At 60.2% G+C, this 12,627-nt stretch carries 16 protein-coding genes; 3 read left to right on the forward strand and 13 right to left on the reverse strand.

What is annotated here, in order from left to right:
* The 3 genes from WH303_RS12610 to WH303_RS12620 all read right to left on the reverse strand — a co-directional run bounded on the left by WH303_RS12610 (position 1) and on the right by WH303_RS12620 (position 3,543).
* On the reverse strand, positions 1–1,074 hold the full coding sequence (locus tag WH303_RS12610; protein WP_339518861.1) for a hypothetical protein: 1,074 nt from the start codon (positions 1,072–1,074) through the stop codon (positions 1–3).
* Complete coding sequence (locus WH303_RS12615) at positions 1,074–2,873, reverse strand: hypothetical protein (RefSeq protein ID WP_339518862.1); 1,800 nt, start codon at positions 2,871–2,873, stop codon at positions 1,074–1,076. Before WH303_RS12615 ends, WH303_RS12610 begins: the two co-directional genes overlap by 1 nt.
* A gap of 334 nt (positions 2,874–3,207) precedes the next feature.
* Positions 3,208–3,543, reverse strand: a complete 336-nt coding sequence (locus WH303_RS12620; RefSeq protein ID WP_021027438.1) for a hypothetical protein — start codon at positions 3,541–3,543, stop codon at positions 3,208–3,210.
* Between the two features lie 626 nt (positions 3,544–4,169).
* On the opposite strand from WH303_RS12620, the gene WH303_RS12625 reads away from it, so the two are divergent.
* Together WH303_RS12625 and WH303_RS12630 are read left to right on the forward strand one after the other, a co-directional pair.
* Positions 4,170–5,270, forward strand: coding sequence for a helix-turn-helix domain-containing protein (locus WH303_RS12625; RefSeq protein ID WP_339518864.1), 1,101 nt, complete (start codon positions 4,170–4,172; stop codon positions 5,268–5,270).
* 129 nt (positions 5,271–5,399) lie between these two features.
* The gene (locus tag WH303_RS12630) at positions 5,400–5,846 is read left to right on the forward strand and encodes a helix-hairpin-helix domain-containing protein (protein WP_339518865.1); all 447 of its coding nucleotides are present in this window, start codon (positions 5,400–5,402) and stop codon (positions 5,844–5,846) included.
* Positions 5,847–6,092: 246 nt separating this feature from the next.
* Here the strand turns inward: WH303_RS12630 and WH303_RS12635 are convergent, their stop codons facing one another.
* On the reverse strand, positions 6,093–6,587 hold the full coding sequence (locus tag WH303_RS12635) for a hypothetical protein (protein ID WP_339518867.1): 495 nt from the start codon (positions 6,585–6,587) through the stop codon (positions 6,093–6,095).
* Positions 6,588–6,634: 47 nt separating this feature from the next.
* Between WH303_RS12635 and WH303_RS12640 the strand changes: the two genes are divergently transcribed.
* On the forward strand, positions 6,635–6,835 hold the full coding sequence (locus WH303_RS12640; RefSeq protein WP_339518869.1) for a hypothetical protein: 201 nt from the start codon (positions 6,635–6,637) through the stop codon (positions 6,833–6,835).
* Here WH303_RS12640 and WH303_RS12645 read toward each other — a convergent pair.
* The 9 genes from WH303_RS12645 to WH303_RS12685 all read right to left on the reverse strand — a co-directional run bounded on the left by WH303_RS12645 (position 6,832) and on the right by WH303_RS12685 (position 12,621).
* Positions 6,832–7,488 (reverse strand): SOS response-associated peptidase, encoded by a 657-nt coding sequence (locus WH303_RS12645; RefSeq protein WP_339518871.1) that lies wholly within the window; start codon positions 7,486–7,488, stop codon positions 6,832–6,834. The genes WH303_RS12640 and WH303_RS12645 overlap by 4 nt on opposite strands.
* 116 nt (positions 7,489–7,604) lie before the next feature.
* Positions 7,605–8,138, reverse strand: a complete 534-nt coding sequence (locus WH303_RS12650) for a hypothetical protein (RefSeq protein ID WP_339518873.1) — start codon at positions 8,136–8,138, stop codon at positions 7,605–7,607.
* Positions 8,135–8,680: a lysozyme gene (locus WH303_RS12655; protein ID WP_339518874.1), complete on the reverse strand. Its 546-nt coding sequence runs from the start codon at positions 8,678–8,680 to the stop codon at positions 8,135–8,137. Before WH303_RS12655 ends, WH303_RS12650 begins: the two co-directional genes overlap by 4 nt.
* On the reverse strand, positions 8,677–8,919 hold the full coding sequence (locus WH303_RS12660; RefSeq protein WP_339518875.1) for a hypothetical protein: 243 nt from the start codon (positions 8,917–8,919) through the stop codon (positions 8,677–8,679). The genes WH303_RS12655 and WH303_RS12660 overlap by 4 nt, the downstream gene beginning before the upstream one ends.
* Positions 8,920–8,983: 64 nt before the next feature.
* On the reverse strand, positions 8,984–9,526 hold the full coding sequence (locus WH303_RS12665) for a hypothetical protein (RefSeq protein ID WP_339518877.1): 543 nt from the start codon (positions 9,524–9,526) through the stop codon (positions 8,984–8,986).
* Positions 9,527–9,534: 8 nt separating this feature from the next.
* Positions 9,535–10,230: a hypothetical protein gene (locus tag WH303_RS12670; protein WP_339518878.1), complete on the reverse strand. Its 696-nt coding sequence runs from the start codon at positions 10,228–10,230 to the stop codon at positions 9,535–9,537.
* Between the two features lies 1 nt (position 10,231).
* The gene (locus WH303_RS12675; protein ID WP_339518879.1) at positions 10,232–10,558 is read right to left on the reverse strand and encodes a hypothetical protein; all 327 of its coding nucleotides are present in this window, start codon (positions 10,556–10,558) and stop codon (positions 10,232–10,234) included.
* A 12-nt stretch (positions 10,559–10,570) separates the two neighbouring features.
* The gene (locus tag WH303_RS12680; RefSeq protein ID WP_339518881.1) at positions 10,571–11,632 is read right to left on the reverse strand and encodes a hypothetical protein; all 1,062 of its coding nucleotides are present in this window, start codon (positions 11,630–11,632) and stop codon (positions 10,571–10,573) included.
* A 56-nt stretch (positions 11,633–11,688) separates the two neighbouring features.
* Positions 11,689–12,621 (reverse strand): hypothetical protein, encoded by a 933-nt coding sequence (locus WH303_RS12685; RefSeq protein ID WP_339518883.1) that lies wholly within the window; start codon positions 12,619–12,621, stop codon positions 11,689–11,691.
* Positions 12,622–12,627: the final 6 nt, after the last annotated feature.

The following is a 12,627-nucleotide window of genomic DNA, read 5'->3' on the forward strand; positions in this document are numbered from 1 at the left end:
TCATGGCAAGGTGTTGACGACCGGCGGCGGCGGGAACGCGCGGTAGAAGCGGAAGCAGTCCTTGCCGTCGGGCTTCTCCAGCGGTCCGCACTCATGCTCGCCCGGGTTGTCGTTGTAGGTGTCGTCGGCCGGCACCTTCTGCAGCCACTCGTAGCGGTCCAGCGGTACCGACTTCTCCTGCGCATCGCCTGGCGCCAGGCCCATGGTGAGCAGGTTGTGGTCAAAGGTGGGCCAGAGCCACTTGAGCGTGCTGCCCAGCTGCCCCAGCGGCGCGCGGAAGTCCTGGTACTCGGGCCGGTCCAGCAGCTTCATCGGCACCAGGCCCTGGATCTTGGACTCCTCGCGGTTGGTGCCGCCGGCGCTCCAGGGCTCGGACAGCATGGTCACATGGTCCTTGATCTGCAGCTTGAGCGGCAGCGGCGTGTCGTTCTTGTGCAAGGCCGATGCGACCTTGCCGAACTCGGTGGGAAAACGCTCGGCAGAAAAACCGGCACCGCGCTCCAGCGCCACCTCGGTGCGCATATAGCCCTGGGTGACAAAGCGGAACTTGGCAATCGACTCGCCCTTGGCCAGGTTCTGCACCTCACCGACCTTGGAGAAGATGGTGTCCATGAAGGCAGCGACCGAGGGCAGCGGTGCGGCCGTGGTCTTGGCGGTGAGCGACTCGTTGAAATCAGGCATGCGCGCCTGGCCCGACGTGAACTCGGACACGGTCTCGCCATGCACGCCGGTGTCGGTGTCCTGCGCCGGATCACGGAACACATGGCGGCGCAAATCATTGCTCAGCTCGGCATCGGACTTGCGGATGGACCCGCTCGCGCCCTTGTACTGGTCGGCCGACATGACCTCGGTCTCCGTCGCTGCAGGAAACCAGACCGAGCGCTGCCAGGCATTGAGCTTGGCCGCTGCGGTGACCTGCATGCGCGCCTGGCCGTAATCGGCGATCAAGGGGATAGCCGCCATCAGCAATGCCGCAAAGCCGCTGATCAAGGTCACCTCGACCAACGCGCTGCCCTGCTGCGCGCGGCGCCGGGCACGGCGGCGCAGGGTTGTCATCGGGGAAGTCTGGGACATCATTGCGCCGCATCCTGGTTGTCGGGCTCGCCGCCCCCGAACAGGCCATCCGACCCGCCCAGGGCCGAGCCAGCCACGGCCACGCCACGCGCCCAGATGGAGGGCTCGACATGGTGGACCTGCCAGTACGGGGAGAAAAGGTTCTTGTGCTCGATATAGCCGCCGGTAAAGCCGACCTTGATCGTGCGCCCGGCAATCTGCAGCGACTTGTACTGGTCCTTGGTCATGTCGCGGCGTTGCCAGCGGTCCTGCGGCCGCTTGAAATACAGCTGGGCCGACGACAGCGCGCTCATGTCACCGCCAAACATGCGGTCGCGCAGGCCAATGCTGTAGTCATCCTTGGCATAGCCAAAGCCCGCCTGCTCGCCGGTGCGCACATCGCTGCCCTTGCGCGCAACCATCACCGAGATCGTGGGCCCCTTGTCGGTCAGGCTGCCCCACTTGCGCGGGTTGATGCTGGTCATCGACAGGTCGCCGTACCACTTGTCCTGGTCCCGGCCCTTGAGCGTGCGCAGCTGGCGCACATCCCAGTAGCGGGGCAAGGAGAAATTCTTGGTGACCAGGCCAATGTCGGTGCGCGGCTTGTACTTGTAGGCCGAGTTGAACTGCAGCACGGCGAAAGGCACGAGCAGTGTATTGCCATCGCGGTCGCGGCCCGCCGCATAGATGGCGCTGTCGGACAGGCCGTCCTTGGTCAGCTTGCCGTAGTCGCGCTTTTCATCGCTCTGGTATTCGGGGTCCACATTGCGCGGCTTGAAGTTCTTGTCGTAAGAGCGCAAGGCCAGGCGGTTGCCGGACCAGCCCTTGTCCGCATAGCCCGAGCCGCCCGTGGCGGTGGCCGCGCCCAGACCGAAGTCGCCCACAAAGCGCTCGGCCAGCAGCACGCCAGCGCCGGCCACGTTCACCGAGTCAGCCGATTGCCAACGGATGCGGCCACGCTCGTCCAGCACATCCGAGCCCCGCGTGGCGACCAGCTCGGTGCCGCCCTTCCAGGACACCGTGCCTTTGAGCAGCTCTTGCATGGCCGTGGCAATCGGGCCGCTGGAGAGGTCAAAACTGTCGCCCTCGTTTTGCATGCCGGTGATGCCCTGCTTGATAAAGCCCGGGAAAATGCGCCGGTCCTTGGTGAAGTCATCGCGTGTGGCCTGCGCCGCATGGGCAAAGCGCATCGCGTCAAAAAAATCGTCCTCGTCGTTGCGGCGGTCCGAGGTGGTGCTGTAGAGCTTGATGAAGTTGAGAAACTCCAGCGACGAGCTGGCAATCAGCGGTGCATTGGCCGCCACCGGCAAATAGGCCTTGTCATCGTTGTCGTTGAGCACATCCTTGGCGACCACGATGGCCTCAGGGATGCTGACACCCGTGGTGGCCGCTTGGGCCAGCGAAATGGCGGTGTTGAGCACCCGCAGTGCATCGACCATGATCTGGAACGGCCGGGCCGAGGGCTCGATCGCCTTGGCGATGTTGTTGGCCTGGCGCTGGTACTTGGCAGCGGCCTGTACATTGCGGCCCCACTTGACCAGGTAATTGATGGCGCTGATGAAGTCATAACGCGCAGCTGCCGCCGATGCCTGGGCCAGGTTCCAGACGCCCTTCTGCCCTTCGATCTCCACCCGCGCCACTTGAATATTGGCCGCCGTGCTGACCACCATGCCAATCGATGTCTGAAAGCTGGCCAGCATCGCCACGCCCGCTTCATTCGCGGCCATGGCCCGGTTGGTATAGGCCAGAAAATTCAATTGCCGCGCAAATACCGTGGACGCGCTATAGGTCATCGCATCGGCATTGTTTTGCAGCTTCATTTTGTCTCGCGCAACAATGGCCGTGTTATAGACCAAGAATATGCTGAGACAAACCACCGGAATTATGGCCAACAAATAGACAATCACCTGCCCTTTTTGTACGCGATCTCCAGACCGATACGAAGATGGTTTATGCATGATTGCCACTATTATGTAATTCGTTGAATTCCGGAGGCCCTCCCTCCCATGGATAACTTCAAACCATTATCTCAACCTGGCATACCCCAAGGGTTTGCACTGAGTAGCCAGCCTAAGCCGCAGACATTACCACCGTACGACAGAGGCGAAGGCCTGCGACGTTGCAGCAAGGTACCCAGGGTTGCGACAACGGCTCTTACTTGGCGCCGTCGTTACCGCCTTCGGTATAGGTCGACATATTCATATTCTTCTGGGCATTGGTCAGCGCCTTACCCGAAGCAGCCTGTGCGGCAGTAATACCTTCCTTGCCCGATTCACCACCCACTTCCTTGGCCATACCTGCGACCTGGCTGCGAACGGTTTGGCCAAAAAAGCTGAAAGCAGCAATCGCGGCAATCGCAATCAGGCCCAAGATAATGATGTATTCCGTCATACCCTGGCCGCGCGATTTGCGTTGGGCGACGGGCTTGGCAATAGTTGCACTATGGGAATTGGTGTGATTTGTCATATTCAAGGCTAGCTCCTCATTCATGGATCATTCAGATGAAAATTCAGTGATTTCAGAAACCATGCCATGCGACCGCGCAGCGCAATTACTGAACGGCGCAATGGTATCTATCTGTTTTGTCAATGTACATGCCATTTTCATTAAAATGTTAACAAAGTGTTTCTTGCTCTAAATAGACCGAATAAGCTTATTTGTCAAAATTAATTTGTTGCGAGATGAAATTTTTCAACTGTCATATTGATGACATCCATGGGTTATTGAACAATCCTAGGCAGAGATGCACAGATTCCACAATAATTCCATAGAAATCATGACCCAAGCTATCTACATGAAGCCCCGTCCCATAACTACACAACATATATATGCAATCGATATTCGATACTGTCCCAAAATAAATTACCATAATTAGCTGGTAATCATTTCATCTGTCCATTAAATAAGCAGCATTAAAGGCTGCCTCAACACATAGCAAGGAATCTTCTGGAAAACCCTGGGGTCGGCTGGATGCAGGCTCGGGCGACTCGCTGCTCGTTCTTCCTTGTCAATAGCTGTCTGTTGACTTGCGAAAACGCCTTACGCTGCGTCCCGACTCCTAGCCGCTCCCCTCAGCAAAGGCTTTGCAGAAGATTCCGAGAGACGGAGAAATCACGATGGAAAAAGGCAGACCCAAGTCAGGGATCACACTGACTGCGCGTGAGCGAGAACAGCTCGAACACTTAGCCAATAAGCCCGGCCAGCCCGCCCATATCGCCACCCGCGCCAGGATCATCCTGCGCAGCGTGGAAGGCGACAGCAATGTCAGCATTGCCAACAGCATGGCGCTGACCCAGGCGACAGTGGGCAAATGGCGCCGCCGGTTTGCGAGCCATCGCATCCTGGGTCTGTACGACAGCATGCGAACCGGCAAACCCCGCACCATCGATGACCGCCAGCTGCAAGCTATCACCACCACCGCCAAAGCAGCACTGGCGTCTGAGGACACCGCATCCGACAGCGTACGTGCCCTGGCTGCACGCACGGGCATGTCCAAAAGCAGCGTGGCCCGCTATCTGCAGCTGCTGGGCAAGACCAAGTCCCGCCCCCACTTTGCACTCTTCAGCGACCCACTGCTGCTGGAGCAATTGCAGGCGCCCGCCGCGATCTACCTGAGCGGCAGCGACAAGGCGCTGGTCATCTGCCTGGATACCAAGAGCCCACTCAGCCTGCCGGCAGCCCCCGCAACACCTAGCAAAGTCTCAACCCTGCTGGGCAGCGAAGGCTGCCAGCATCCGTTATCAGCCGCACTTTGCAAGGCACTGAACAGCGTCTGCAAAAGCCCCGCCGCGCAGTGCAAACCACGCCTGCGGCACCAGGAGTTTCTGGTGTTTCTGCGCGAAGTTGAAGCAATGTTCCCCCCACATGTCGATGTGCATTGCATCCTCGACACCAGCGCGCTGAGCCAGCACCCCAGCATTAAGGCCTGGCTGGGCATGCGCCCACACTGGTGCACCCATGGCTGCGGCGACTATGCCTCTTGGCACGAGGAACTGGGCCGCTTTCTGGGCCGTTTGGGTGCGCAGCGCAGCGCCACAATGCGGGCCGAAGAACTCACCCAGTGGCTGCAATCGGTCGATGCGCTGGCGCGCCAACAAAGCCCCAACCGCAGGCCGTTCCGGTGGATGGGGCCGCTGCATCCGTTGGAAGAGGACGAATCGACTGATCGCGAAGGGATCCAGGCCAGCGGGGAAAAACAACATTTGCAGGACCGCTAAGCACAAAGCGCAGATGCAGTGAGGGCCGCCTCTGAAATGCGCTGGCATTTGCTGTCTGCCAAGGCCTACAGCCGATGCCCTCTGCCGACCGTCATTCCTCCGTACTAGCAGGTTCTACGATCTTGCTGGATGTCGAATGAATACAACAAATCTCCCCCTCCCCACACCCCACTAGACGGTCATTTGTCAGAGCGCATCATCCGAATCCTGGCCAAAAATGGCGTGCATTCGGTGGAAGCCGTCAAACAAGCCTATCCACTGCGATTGCTGCGCATGCATGGCATCGGCATGCTGCGCTTTCGCAAGATCGAGATGGCCTTCTTCCCGGACCAGTACTTTGAGCCAGACTTTGCCCCGCCATCCATCCGGTTTGCCCAGGATTCGGCCTTGAATGGCAAGTTGCCACTGGTGACCGTGCGCACACTTGCCCGCGCCGGCATCAAGACGCCTGAGCAACTGCGTGAGGCCTATCCGCATAAGCTATTGAAGATCCACACGATTGGTGCACGCACGCTGCGAGAGATTGAGCGCGTGTTCTTTCCGGGTCAGCGGTTTCCGCTGAAGGATAAACGTTAGGCTGCCTGCAGCGGCACAGTTGAGGCTGCATTGCTGATGGGTTTGCTTGAGTTCTGCGATGTGTCCGCAGGAGATGCCCGTGAATTCTTGGAGCTTCACGGGGCTCTGTGTGGCGAGTGAATTCCTGTTGGAATTCATCATGTTGATGGTGCCTCGAGCCGGGATCGAAAACCTAGCATTGGCGCCATTATTCTTGCTTTCCGTGCACAATTCGTGCATTTCATTTGCACTCTTGCGGCTGCTCCCCTACCTCGGCCGGTCATTCGCATAGGGCGGCCGCTTCACCTTCGCGTACTCCCTATCCAGCCAGGCCGACATCCCGCGAAGCGCCGCGGCGACCGCCGAAGGATTGCGCCCGCAAATCCAAGTCTGCGGCCACCGATTGAACTCCCCTTCATCCCACTGCTCACCACGCAACAGCATGGTGCCGTCCTCTCGCTTCTTCCAAACCTCCGCTTGCTCGAGCGGATAGTTCACCAGCTTCATCAGACCCCCGCGCTTGTAGATCCCTGCCTGGTAGCCGTTAAAGGGTGTTTGCGATGAAATCACCACCCCAAAGGTCGGCGCCCTGCCTCTCAAGAGCGAGGAGCAAAGGTACGCGCCGCAAAACTGAAGCTGCAGCACGTATAGGTCCACCCCAACCCTAGACCTGCCATCAAGATCTGTTGGCGTTCCAGGGCTCGCCACGGTCCTGTAGATGCCCGGCAAATCCTCCGGCTCAAATTTCCTGACTGCTTCCATTGCTTGCTCCATTTACTGTATAAATATACAGTCTTTTAGAGGTGTCTATGTTTCAATCAAGATACTGGCGGCGGCACATTAAGGATGGTGATGATTGGTCCGAGACCCAGGAACATGAGCGCTGGGACGGCATCAAGCTGGATCGTCCAGAGGCCATGCCGATCCTGGGCGCAATGGTGCTGCACACCGTTTCGGTCGCGGTGGACCAAGATCTGTACGACAGCCTCGCCCCCGATATTCCGTTCTAGACCGGCCCTGCCGCGAACACTTCGACCGGTGCGAGCTTCAGCAGCGCCTGAGCGTCCTTGATAGATCCTTCCAGCCACTGATCCACATCGACCAGCTCGATAGGTATCACGCTGCGCTTGTCCTGCTTGTCAGCAGCGAGCTTCGGGTCTGGCTTGTGCATGCGGCTCATCAGCGGGTGCTCGTCAGCATTTAGCGTGAGCATGGTGTAGCTCTCGATCAACTCGCCGGTCACCGGATCCTTCCAGGTGTTCCACAGCCCTGCCAGGCCCCACGGGTCGCCATCGGCCCGGGCAAACCTCCACCACACGTTTTTGCCGCTCTCCAAGTTCGGCTCATCAAAGGTGGTCGCTGGGATGATGCAGCGCTGGCCGCGCTTCCACGGATCTTTGAAGCTGGCCTTGTCCGCCACCTCCTCAGCCCGGGCGTTGTTAGTGCTGTACTTGATGTCGGGCGTCTTGCTGAACCAAGGGATCAGGCCCCATCTCCCCACGGCAAGCTCTTTGCTGTAACCAGGGTCATCCACGGCGCGCCGAATGAATCCCCCTGCCGAGCGCGGGAACACATCTCGGGCACCAAGCCCCAACTGCCGTGGGTTCAGCCGCCAGTACTGCTGGATGTAGCCTTCGTCTGGTGAGTGGTAGCGATTGCACATTGGAGCCTCCTGGCGCCAAGGTACAGGGGCACGCATCCGGCCGGTGTCATCCGAAACCCTATCTGAAACGAAAAAATCGCCTCCCCAGTGCCGTAGTGGCGCCGGGGAGGCTGGTTCTATTTCTGGCTGCAGGCCTGGTCGCTGTCGTCACCGCTCAGCCGGCGCTCGATGTTCACCTGGTCGCACAGCGCGGCTACTTCGGCGTCTCGTCGCCTAAGGTCGCCTCCGAGGCTTGCGACCACGCCGAGGCCTTCTGCAAGCTGGCGGTCGAGGGCTGCGGCTTTATCTGCAAGATCGCTGCGGGCAGCTGCGTCGGCTTGGGCTTGCGCGTTGTAAGTGGCGGCTCGACTTGCGGCGCCGCGCTGCACCCGCTCAGCGTAAGCAAGCTCACGGCGCTGCACATCAGCAATGCCGGTATAGAAAGCCGCCAGGCGGTCGGCGTTGTAGATCGTGTCTTGGGCATGCTTGCTCTCCTTGATCGCGGTTTGGGTTTCATCGGTGCGTGCGGCTTCGGCCCGGGTGGCCGTGCCCTGGGATTGCTCGGCCTCGCACTTGGCCACCTGGCTGCTCATGCGCCAGCCGTTGACCAGCGCACCGGTGGCAAACAGAGCAATGCAGGCCAAAATTCGCAGAATTACACCGGTGGTCATAGCTCCTCCAGGCACAGTGCGCGCTCAGCCTGGCGGCGGTTCTGCAGGCCCTGCACAAACTTGCCGTCAGCGGTCGACCAGTTGGGCGCACCGGATGGCGTGCGTGCAATCAGGTTGCAGCCCTGCTCTATGCGCCCAGCGTTGATGTTCTGCACTGCTTGGGAGCCGCAGGCAGCGGTCTTGCCCACGTTGATGGCGAACATCGTCAGGCCAATGAGGCGCTTGGCGGTGAGGTAATCCCAGTTGGCACAGCCCAGCACGGCAAAGCCATACTCCAGAAGGGTGGTCTTGTTCACCTCCCGGCATTGGTCATCGGTGAGCTTGTCGCCCACCGTGGCATTCCAGTCCGTGCGGCCGGCGCAGAAGGTGGGCAGGCCTCGGGCCAGGCTGTCGGCATACACCCGCAAGATGTTGCCCTCCCAGCGCTCCAGGGTGTTGTAGGCCAGCGGGCTGGTCAGCGCGGACAGCAACGCAGCAGGGATAGCCCCTTTGCGCAGGACCGACGCCGGTATGCTCGGTGCCTTTGGCATTGGTACGGTCATAGTTCGTCCCATCCTGTTCCAAACTTGTGTTGCATGCGGATAGCCATCTCGCGCTCTTCGCGCCGGTCTTTTCGCCAGAGCCAGAATTGACTGCAGGCCCAGCCCAGTACGCCGATCAGCAGGCCGCCGATAACTCCCCACTCGGACACCGTGAGCCCGCTCACGAAGGCCCCTGCAGCGCCGCCGTATGCTGCGGATTTGCCCGCCACGATTGCCGCGTTCTCTGCTGCATTGCTCATGCATACCCCTCAGAAATAAGAAAACCCGCCGAAGCGGGTCGTGTTGTGTGTTGTCGGCAGAGGGTTACAGCGCCTGGGCGTAGCCGAATAGCTCGAGCAGATCCGCCTCAGTCAAGTTGAGGCCCGCCGCCAGCGCGAGCACCGTGGGGCTGTCCGACTCGATGGCCGCCGATCCCTGCCAGTCCACCAGGGCCCGGTAGCGGTTCACCTCATCGGGGATCAGGCTGATTTGCGCCTCAATGTCCTCGTTCTTGATGCCCTTCATGTCGAACAGCGCAAGCAAGGCCTGGCGCTTGGTCACGGTCACCCGCGCAGCGTCCCGGGCGGCCTGCTCGGCTGCCAGGCGCTCGGCCTCCAGCTGGGCCAGCTCGTCGTCATCCAGAGGCACGACCTCCCACTGCTGCAGGTAACCGTCCTCTGTCTCCTGCGGCTCCACTGGCACCGCCTTATGGGTTGCTGGATCAAACCCTTGAGGGTCAGTCGGCGTGATAAGCACGTAGCGCTCCGGCGCCTCAAATGGCACGGGAAACGACATGTTGTGCGCGTGCCGGCCGATGATGTCCGCAGGGCTCAGCCCAAACTCTTGGGTTTCTTTGTCGAAGTACATGCGCCCTCCTATCGTGTGCGGCCGAGGATCGAACCAGCGGCCAGAATGTTGACGTTCGCCATGCCGTCGATGGCGTAGCCCGCCAGTGAGCCACTGGAAGGGCCGGTGCGGTTCTGCGACTCGAATGAGCCACTGGTGCTCCCGTCGTACCCGCCCTCCCCGTTCATACCGATGGCGCCGCCAGTCCCGCCACGCCCGCCGCTAGCGACCCCTGACGATGAGCCGCCGATTACAGGCCCGCCCACAGACTGGGAGCCGCCATTGCCGCCTGCCTGCGAAGACAGAAAGGCAGGGGGATTGGCAGCAGTAAAGCCAGCCCCATTGCCCCCAGATCCGCCGCTACCCGTAGCCGAATACCCGGTGCCTCGGAAGATGGTCACCGTCTGGCCGGTTCCACCCAGTCCGCCGCCACCGAAGATCGTTCCGCCGGCGTTGTCCAGGTTGAATTTGATGGCGGCAACCATGCCAGTACCACTGTTGGTGGTTCCTCCAATGCGCCCCCTGTTCACTATGGTGAGCAGGTAATCTGGAATGTCAGCCACAGTGAGCGTTGCCACATCCACTCCCGAATTGATGGTACAGTACAGCGGCTCATAGCCAACCCAACCCGCAGAAATAGCAAGAGCCCGAATGTCCGGGCTCCTGACGCTGGCCGCGATGGTGATAAACACCGGGCCTTTGATAAGTGGTGGTCGGTATCCCATATCAGTAATTCGGCAGATAGGAACCCAGCCACTCGTTGGCTCCTGTTGATTGGGGCCGGCGGAACTGGAAGATATGGATCTTTCCCGTTTGCAGGCTCTGTGGAGCCGTGCCGCCAACCCAGCGCACATTCGCAGGCCAAGTCAAGGTCCCGGATGTCAGATTCACCTCCAGCTCAAACAGCATGCAGTCTGCCGGCCGATTGATGAAGGTGAACGCAGTGGCCCCGGTGATGGTCGCGTGAAAGTAGCTGCGCTTGGAGAGATCGCACGCCCCGCCTGTGATCGCCAGGGACAGCGTGGCCTGTGCTTGTTGTGCTGCATTTGCCATTTGTTCTCCTTGTTATGCCCAGCGGCCAATGGCCATCAGCTTGATTGGGTAAGCCGTCACCCCAGCCACCGTAACTTCGGTGCGGATCAGCCAGTTATTCGAGCCGCAAAGACAGGCGCAGTTGCGAAGATTTTCTTGGCCAGACTGCGCAGCAATGCCGCAAAAGCCCACCCATGGGCGATCACCCACAAACGAGGCCGGGAAGGTCTGCGTGAGGCCGGCAAGCGTGGTCATGTTTAGCGAGGCCACTGCTGTCATGAGCAGCGTGCCATCGGCGAACTTGGTAAATGTTCCGTTGGCGTTGGTGCCCGTCTCGATGATCGGGCTACCGTTCAGGGTCAAACCGCCGGCGAAGTTCTGAGCCCCGGTCCAGTTGTTGGCCTGGTTGAACGGCTGATTGGTCGAGAACGGCGTGAAGGCTGTGAAGCCGCTCACCCGCAGCCAGTCACCAGAGGTCGAGTCGTACTGCAGCACGATCTGCCAGCCCAACTGGTTCATCAGGTAGTCTTCGGCATCACCGCAGATGGTCTTGCCGTTTCGCTGGATCACGGGCGCCAGGGTGCCGGACACATTCACCGCTGCCACCACCATCCCATGGAATGGAGAAGCAGGCAGGACCAGCACCGAAGTGGCCGCAGTCATGCGATACATACCGCGATCTGCTGCGTTGGTACTTCCTGCAGGGCACGCCAACACGGTGAAGTCGTTGCGGCTCACCTCGCCCCAGTAGGTGGACCCCAGGGCGGGGGCTTGGCTGGTGACGTTCGCCAGATTCAGCTTGAGATACCACAGCCGCCCCAAGTGGGTAACGGTGGCTGGCACGTTCAGTGCCCCGGTGAGCGTTGACCACTCCCCCTTGTAGTTCGCTGCTGCAAAGGCGCCATTTGCTGCCGTTTGGACATCGGCAAGGCGGGCGGCTGCCGTTTCGGCAGAGGTGTTCGCGTTCACCGCGCGCTCGTTGGAATACTCGGCGTTGGTCTTGGCCGACTCAGCCACCGCTTTCACATCACCGCCCCACGGCGCCATCTGCGTCGTGAAGTTCTCTGCGGTCACGTTGAACGTGGCCTCGTCCATGTTGTTGTTCGGAACGGTGCCAAGGTCCCGAATTGGTGGTACTGCGACGATTGGCATTAGACAACCCCCTTTACATTCACTGTTATGGATGTGCTCACCGTGGTGTGCGGCTGCCATCCGATGCTGATAAAGCCCACCGTTGCGAGATAGCGGTACTTGCCAATGGAGCTGGCATAGACCGATACCGGTGTGTCCTTTAGCCGTTCAATGAGCGAGAACAGCCGATTGGCGTCTTCCGCATCGATGATCACAGGCAAGGACAGATTCACCGCCGAACCACGAGGGACAACACGGAAGGTTCCGTCCTCGAAGTCCTTGCGGTAGCTGTAGTTCTGGATCTCGGCATTCGCCCCGTACTGAGTGCCCGAGGGCATCCCGACACTGGTCATCCCGAAAGCCGTCCAGGTGCCAATCGACATCCAGCCAATCCCCACCGGTTGCGTCGGATCAGCTGTCACAGTCACCGTGATGACCGTGGACGACTTGCTGGGGATGCTCTCGATGCGGAACGACTTGATGGCCGTCCGCTCTCCGAAGAAGTAGTTCCACCAACCCACACGCGGAAGGTTCAGCCCGGTATCGACCGGAGTGATCAGGTTCGGCCCGCCCACACCGTCGGTCACCGTGATCTGCAGGCGCTTTCCGGTGAGGCCGTGGAGCGCGATGCCGGTGATGAACGGCACCTTCAACACATATGTGAGCGTGCCAAGGCGGTTAACCTGGGTCGTTTGCACATAGGGGTCAAAGGGCGCCCACCGGTTCGATGGGCGCATGTCGTTCCAGCTGATGGGGTCCTGATCCGGCGGTTTGTTGAGATCGGTAGGAACAACCGCGCATTTGTATACGCGCTGCCCATACACCCTCTCTGCATCTTTGGTGACAGCTACGCCCGCCGTCCAGGCCACCTCCCCGGCTGCCGTATCGACAGCGGGGATGGACCCGGCCAGCATCGAGCTGTCCCCAATCTGCTTGGGGACTAACACGTACATAGATTT

Origin of the sequence: Comamonas sp. MYb69 (assembly GCF_037479315.1) — a bacterium.
Classification (GTDB): domain Bacteria; phylum Pseudomonadota; class Gammaproteobacteria; order Burkholderiales; family Burkholderiaceae_C; genus Comamonas.

Excerpts from the sequence above, each read along its gene's own strand:
- WH303_RS12610 (WP_339518861.1), bottom strand. The coding sequence starts at position 1,074 with ATGTCCCAGACTTCCCCGATGACAACCCTGCGCCGCCGTGCCCGGCGC.
- WH303_RS12615 (WP_339518862.1), bottom strand. The coding sequence starts at position 2,873 with ATGAAGCTGCAAAACAATGCCGATGCGATGACCTATAGCGCGTCCACG.
- WH303_RS12620 (WP_021027438.1), bottom strand. The coding sequence starts at position 3,543 with ATGAATGAGGAGCTAGCCTTGAATATGACAAATCACACCAATTCCCAT.
- WH303_RS12625 (WP_339518864.1), top strand. The coding sequence starts at position 4,170 with ATGGAAAAAGGCAGACCCAAGTCAGGGATCACACTGACTGCGCGTGAG.
- WH303_RS12630 (WP_339518865.1), top strand. The coding sequence starts at position 5,400 with ATGTCGAATGAATACAACAAATCTCCCCCTCCCCACACCCCACTAGAC.
- WH303_RS12635 (WP_339518867.1), bottom strand. The coding sequence starts at position 6,587 with ATGGAAGCAGTCAGGAAATTTGAGCCGGAGGATTTGCCGGGCATCTAC.
- WH303_RS12640 (WP_339518869.1), top strand. The coding sequence starts at position 6,635 with ATGTTTCAATCAAGATACTGGCGGCGGCACATTAAGGATGGTGATGAT.
- WH303_RS12645 (WP_339518871.1), bottom strand. The coding sequence starts at position 7,488 with ATGTGCAATCGCTACCACTCACCAGACGAAGGCTACATCCAGCAGTAC.
- WH303_RS12650 (WP_339518873.1), bottom strand. The coding sequence starts at position 8,138 with ATGACCACCGGTGTAATTCTGCGAATTTTGGCCTGCATTGCTCTGTTT.
- WH303_RS12655 (WP_339518874.1), bottom strand. The coding sequence starts at position 8,680 with ATGACCGTACCAATGCCAAAGGCACCGAGCATACCGGCGTCGGTCCTG.
- WH303_RS12660 (WP_339518875.1), bottom strand. The coding sequence starts at position 8,919 with ATGAGCAATGCAGCAGAGAACGCGGCAATCGTGGCGGGCAAATCCGCA.
- WH303_RS12665 (WP_339518877.1), bottom strand. The coding sequence starts at position 9,526 with ATGTACTTCGACAAAGAAACCCAAGAGTTTGGGCTGAGCCCTGCGGAC.
- WH303_RS12670 (WP_339518878.1), bottom strand. The coding sequence starts at position 10,230 with ATGGGATACCGACCACCACTTATCAAAGGCCCGGTGTTTATCACCATC.
- WH303_RS12675 (WP_339518879.1), bottom strand. The coding sequence starts at position 10,558 with ATGGCAAATGCAGCACAACAAGCACAGGCCACGCTGTCCCTGGCGATC.
- WH303_RS12680 (WP_339518881.1), bottom strand. The coding sequence starts at position 11,632 with ATGGACGAGGCCACGTTCAACGTGACCGCAGAGAACTTCACGACGCAG.
- WH303_RS12685 (WP_339518883.1), bottom strand. The coding sequence starts at position 12,621 with ATGTACGTGTTAGTCCCCAAGCAGATTGGGGACAGCTCGATGCTGGCC.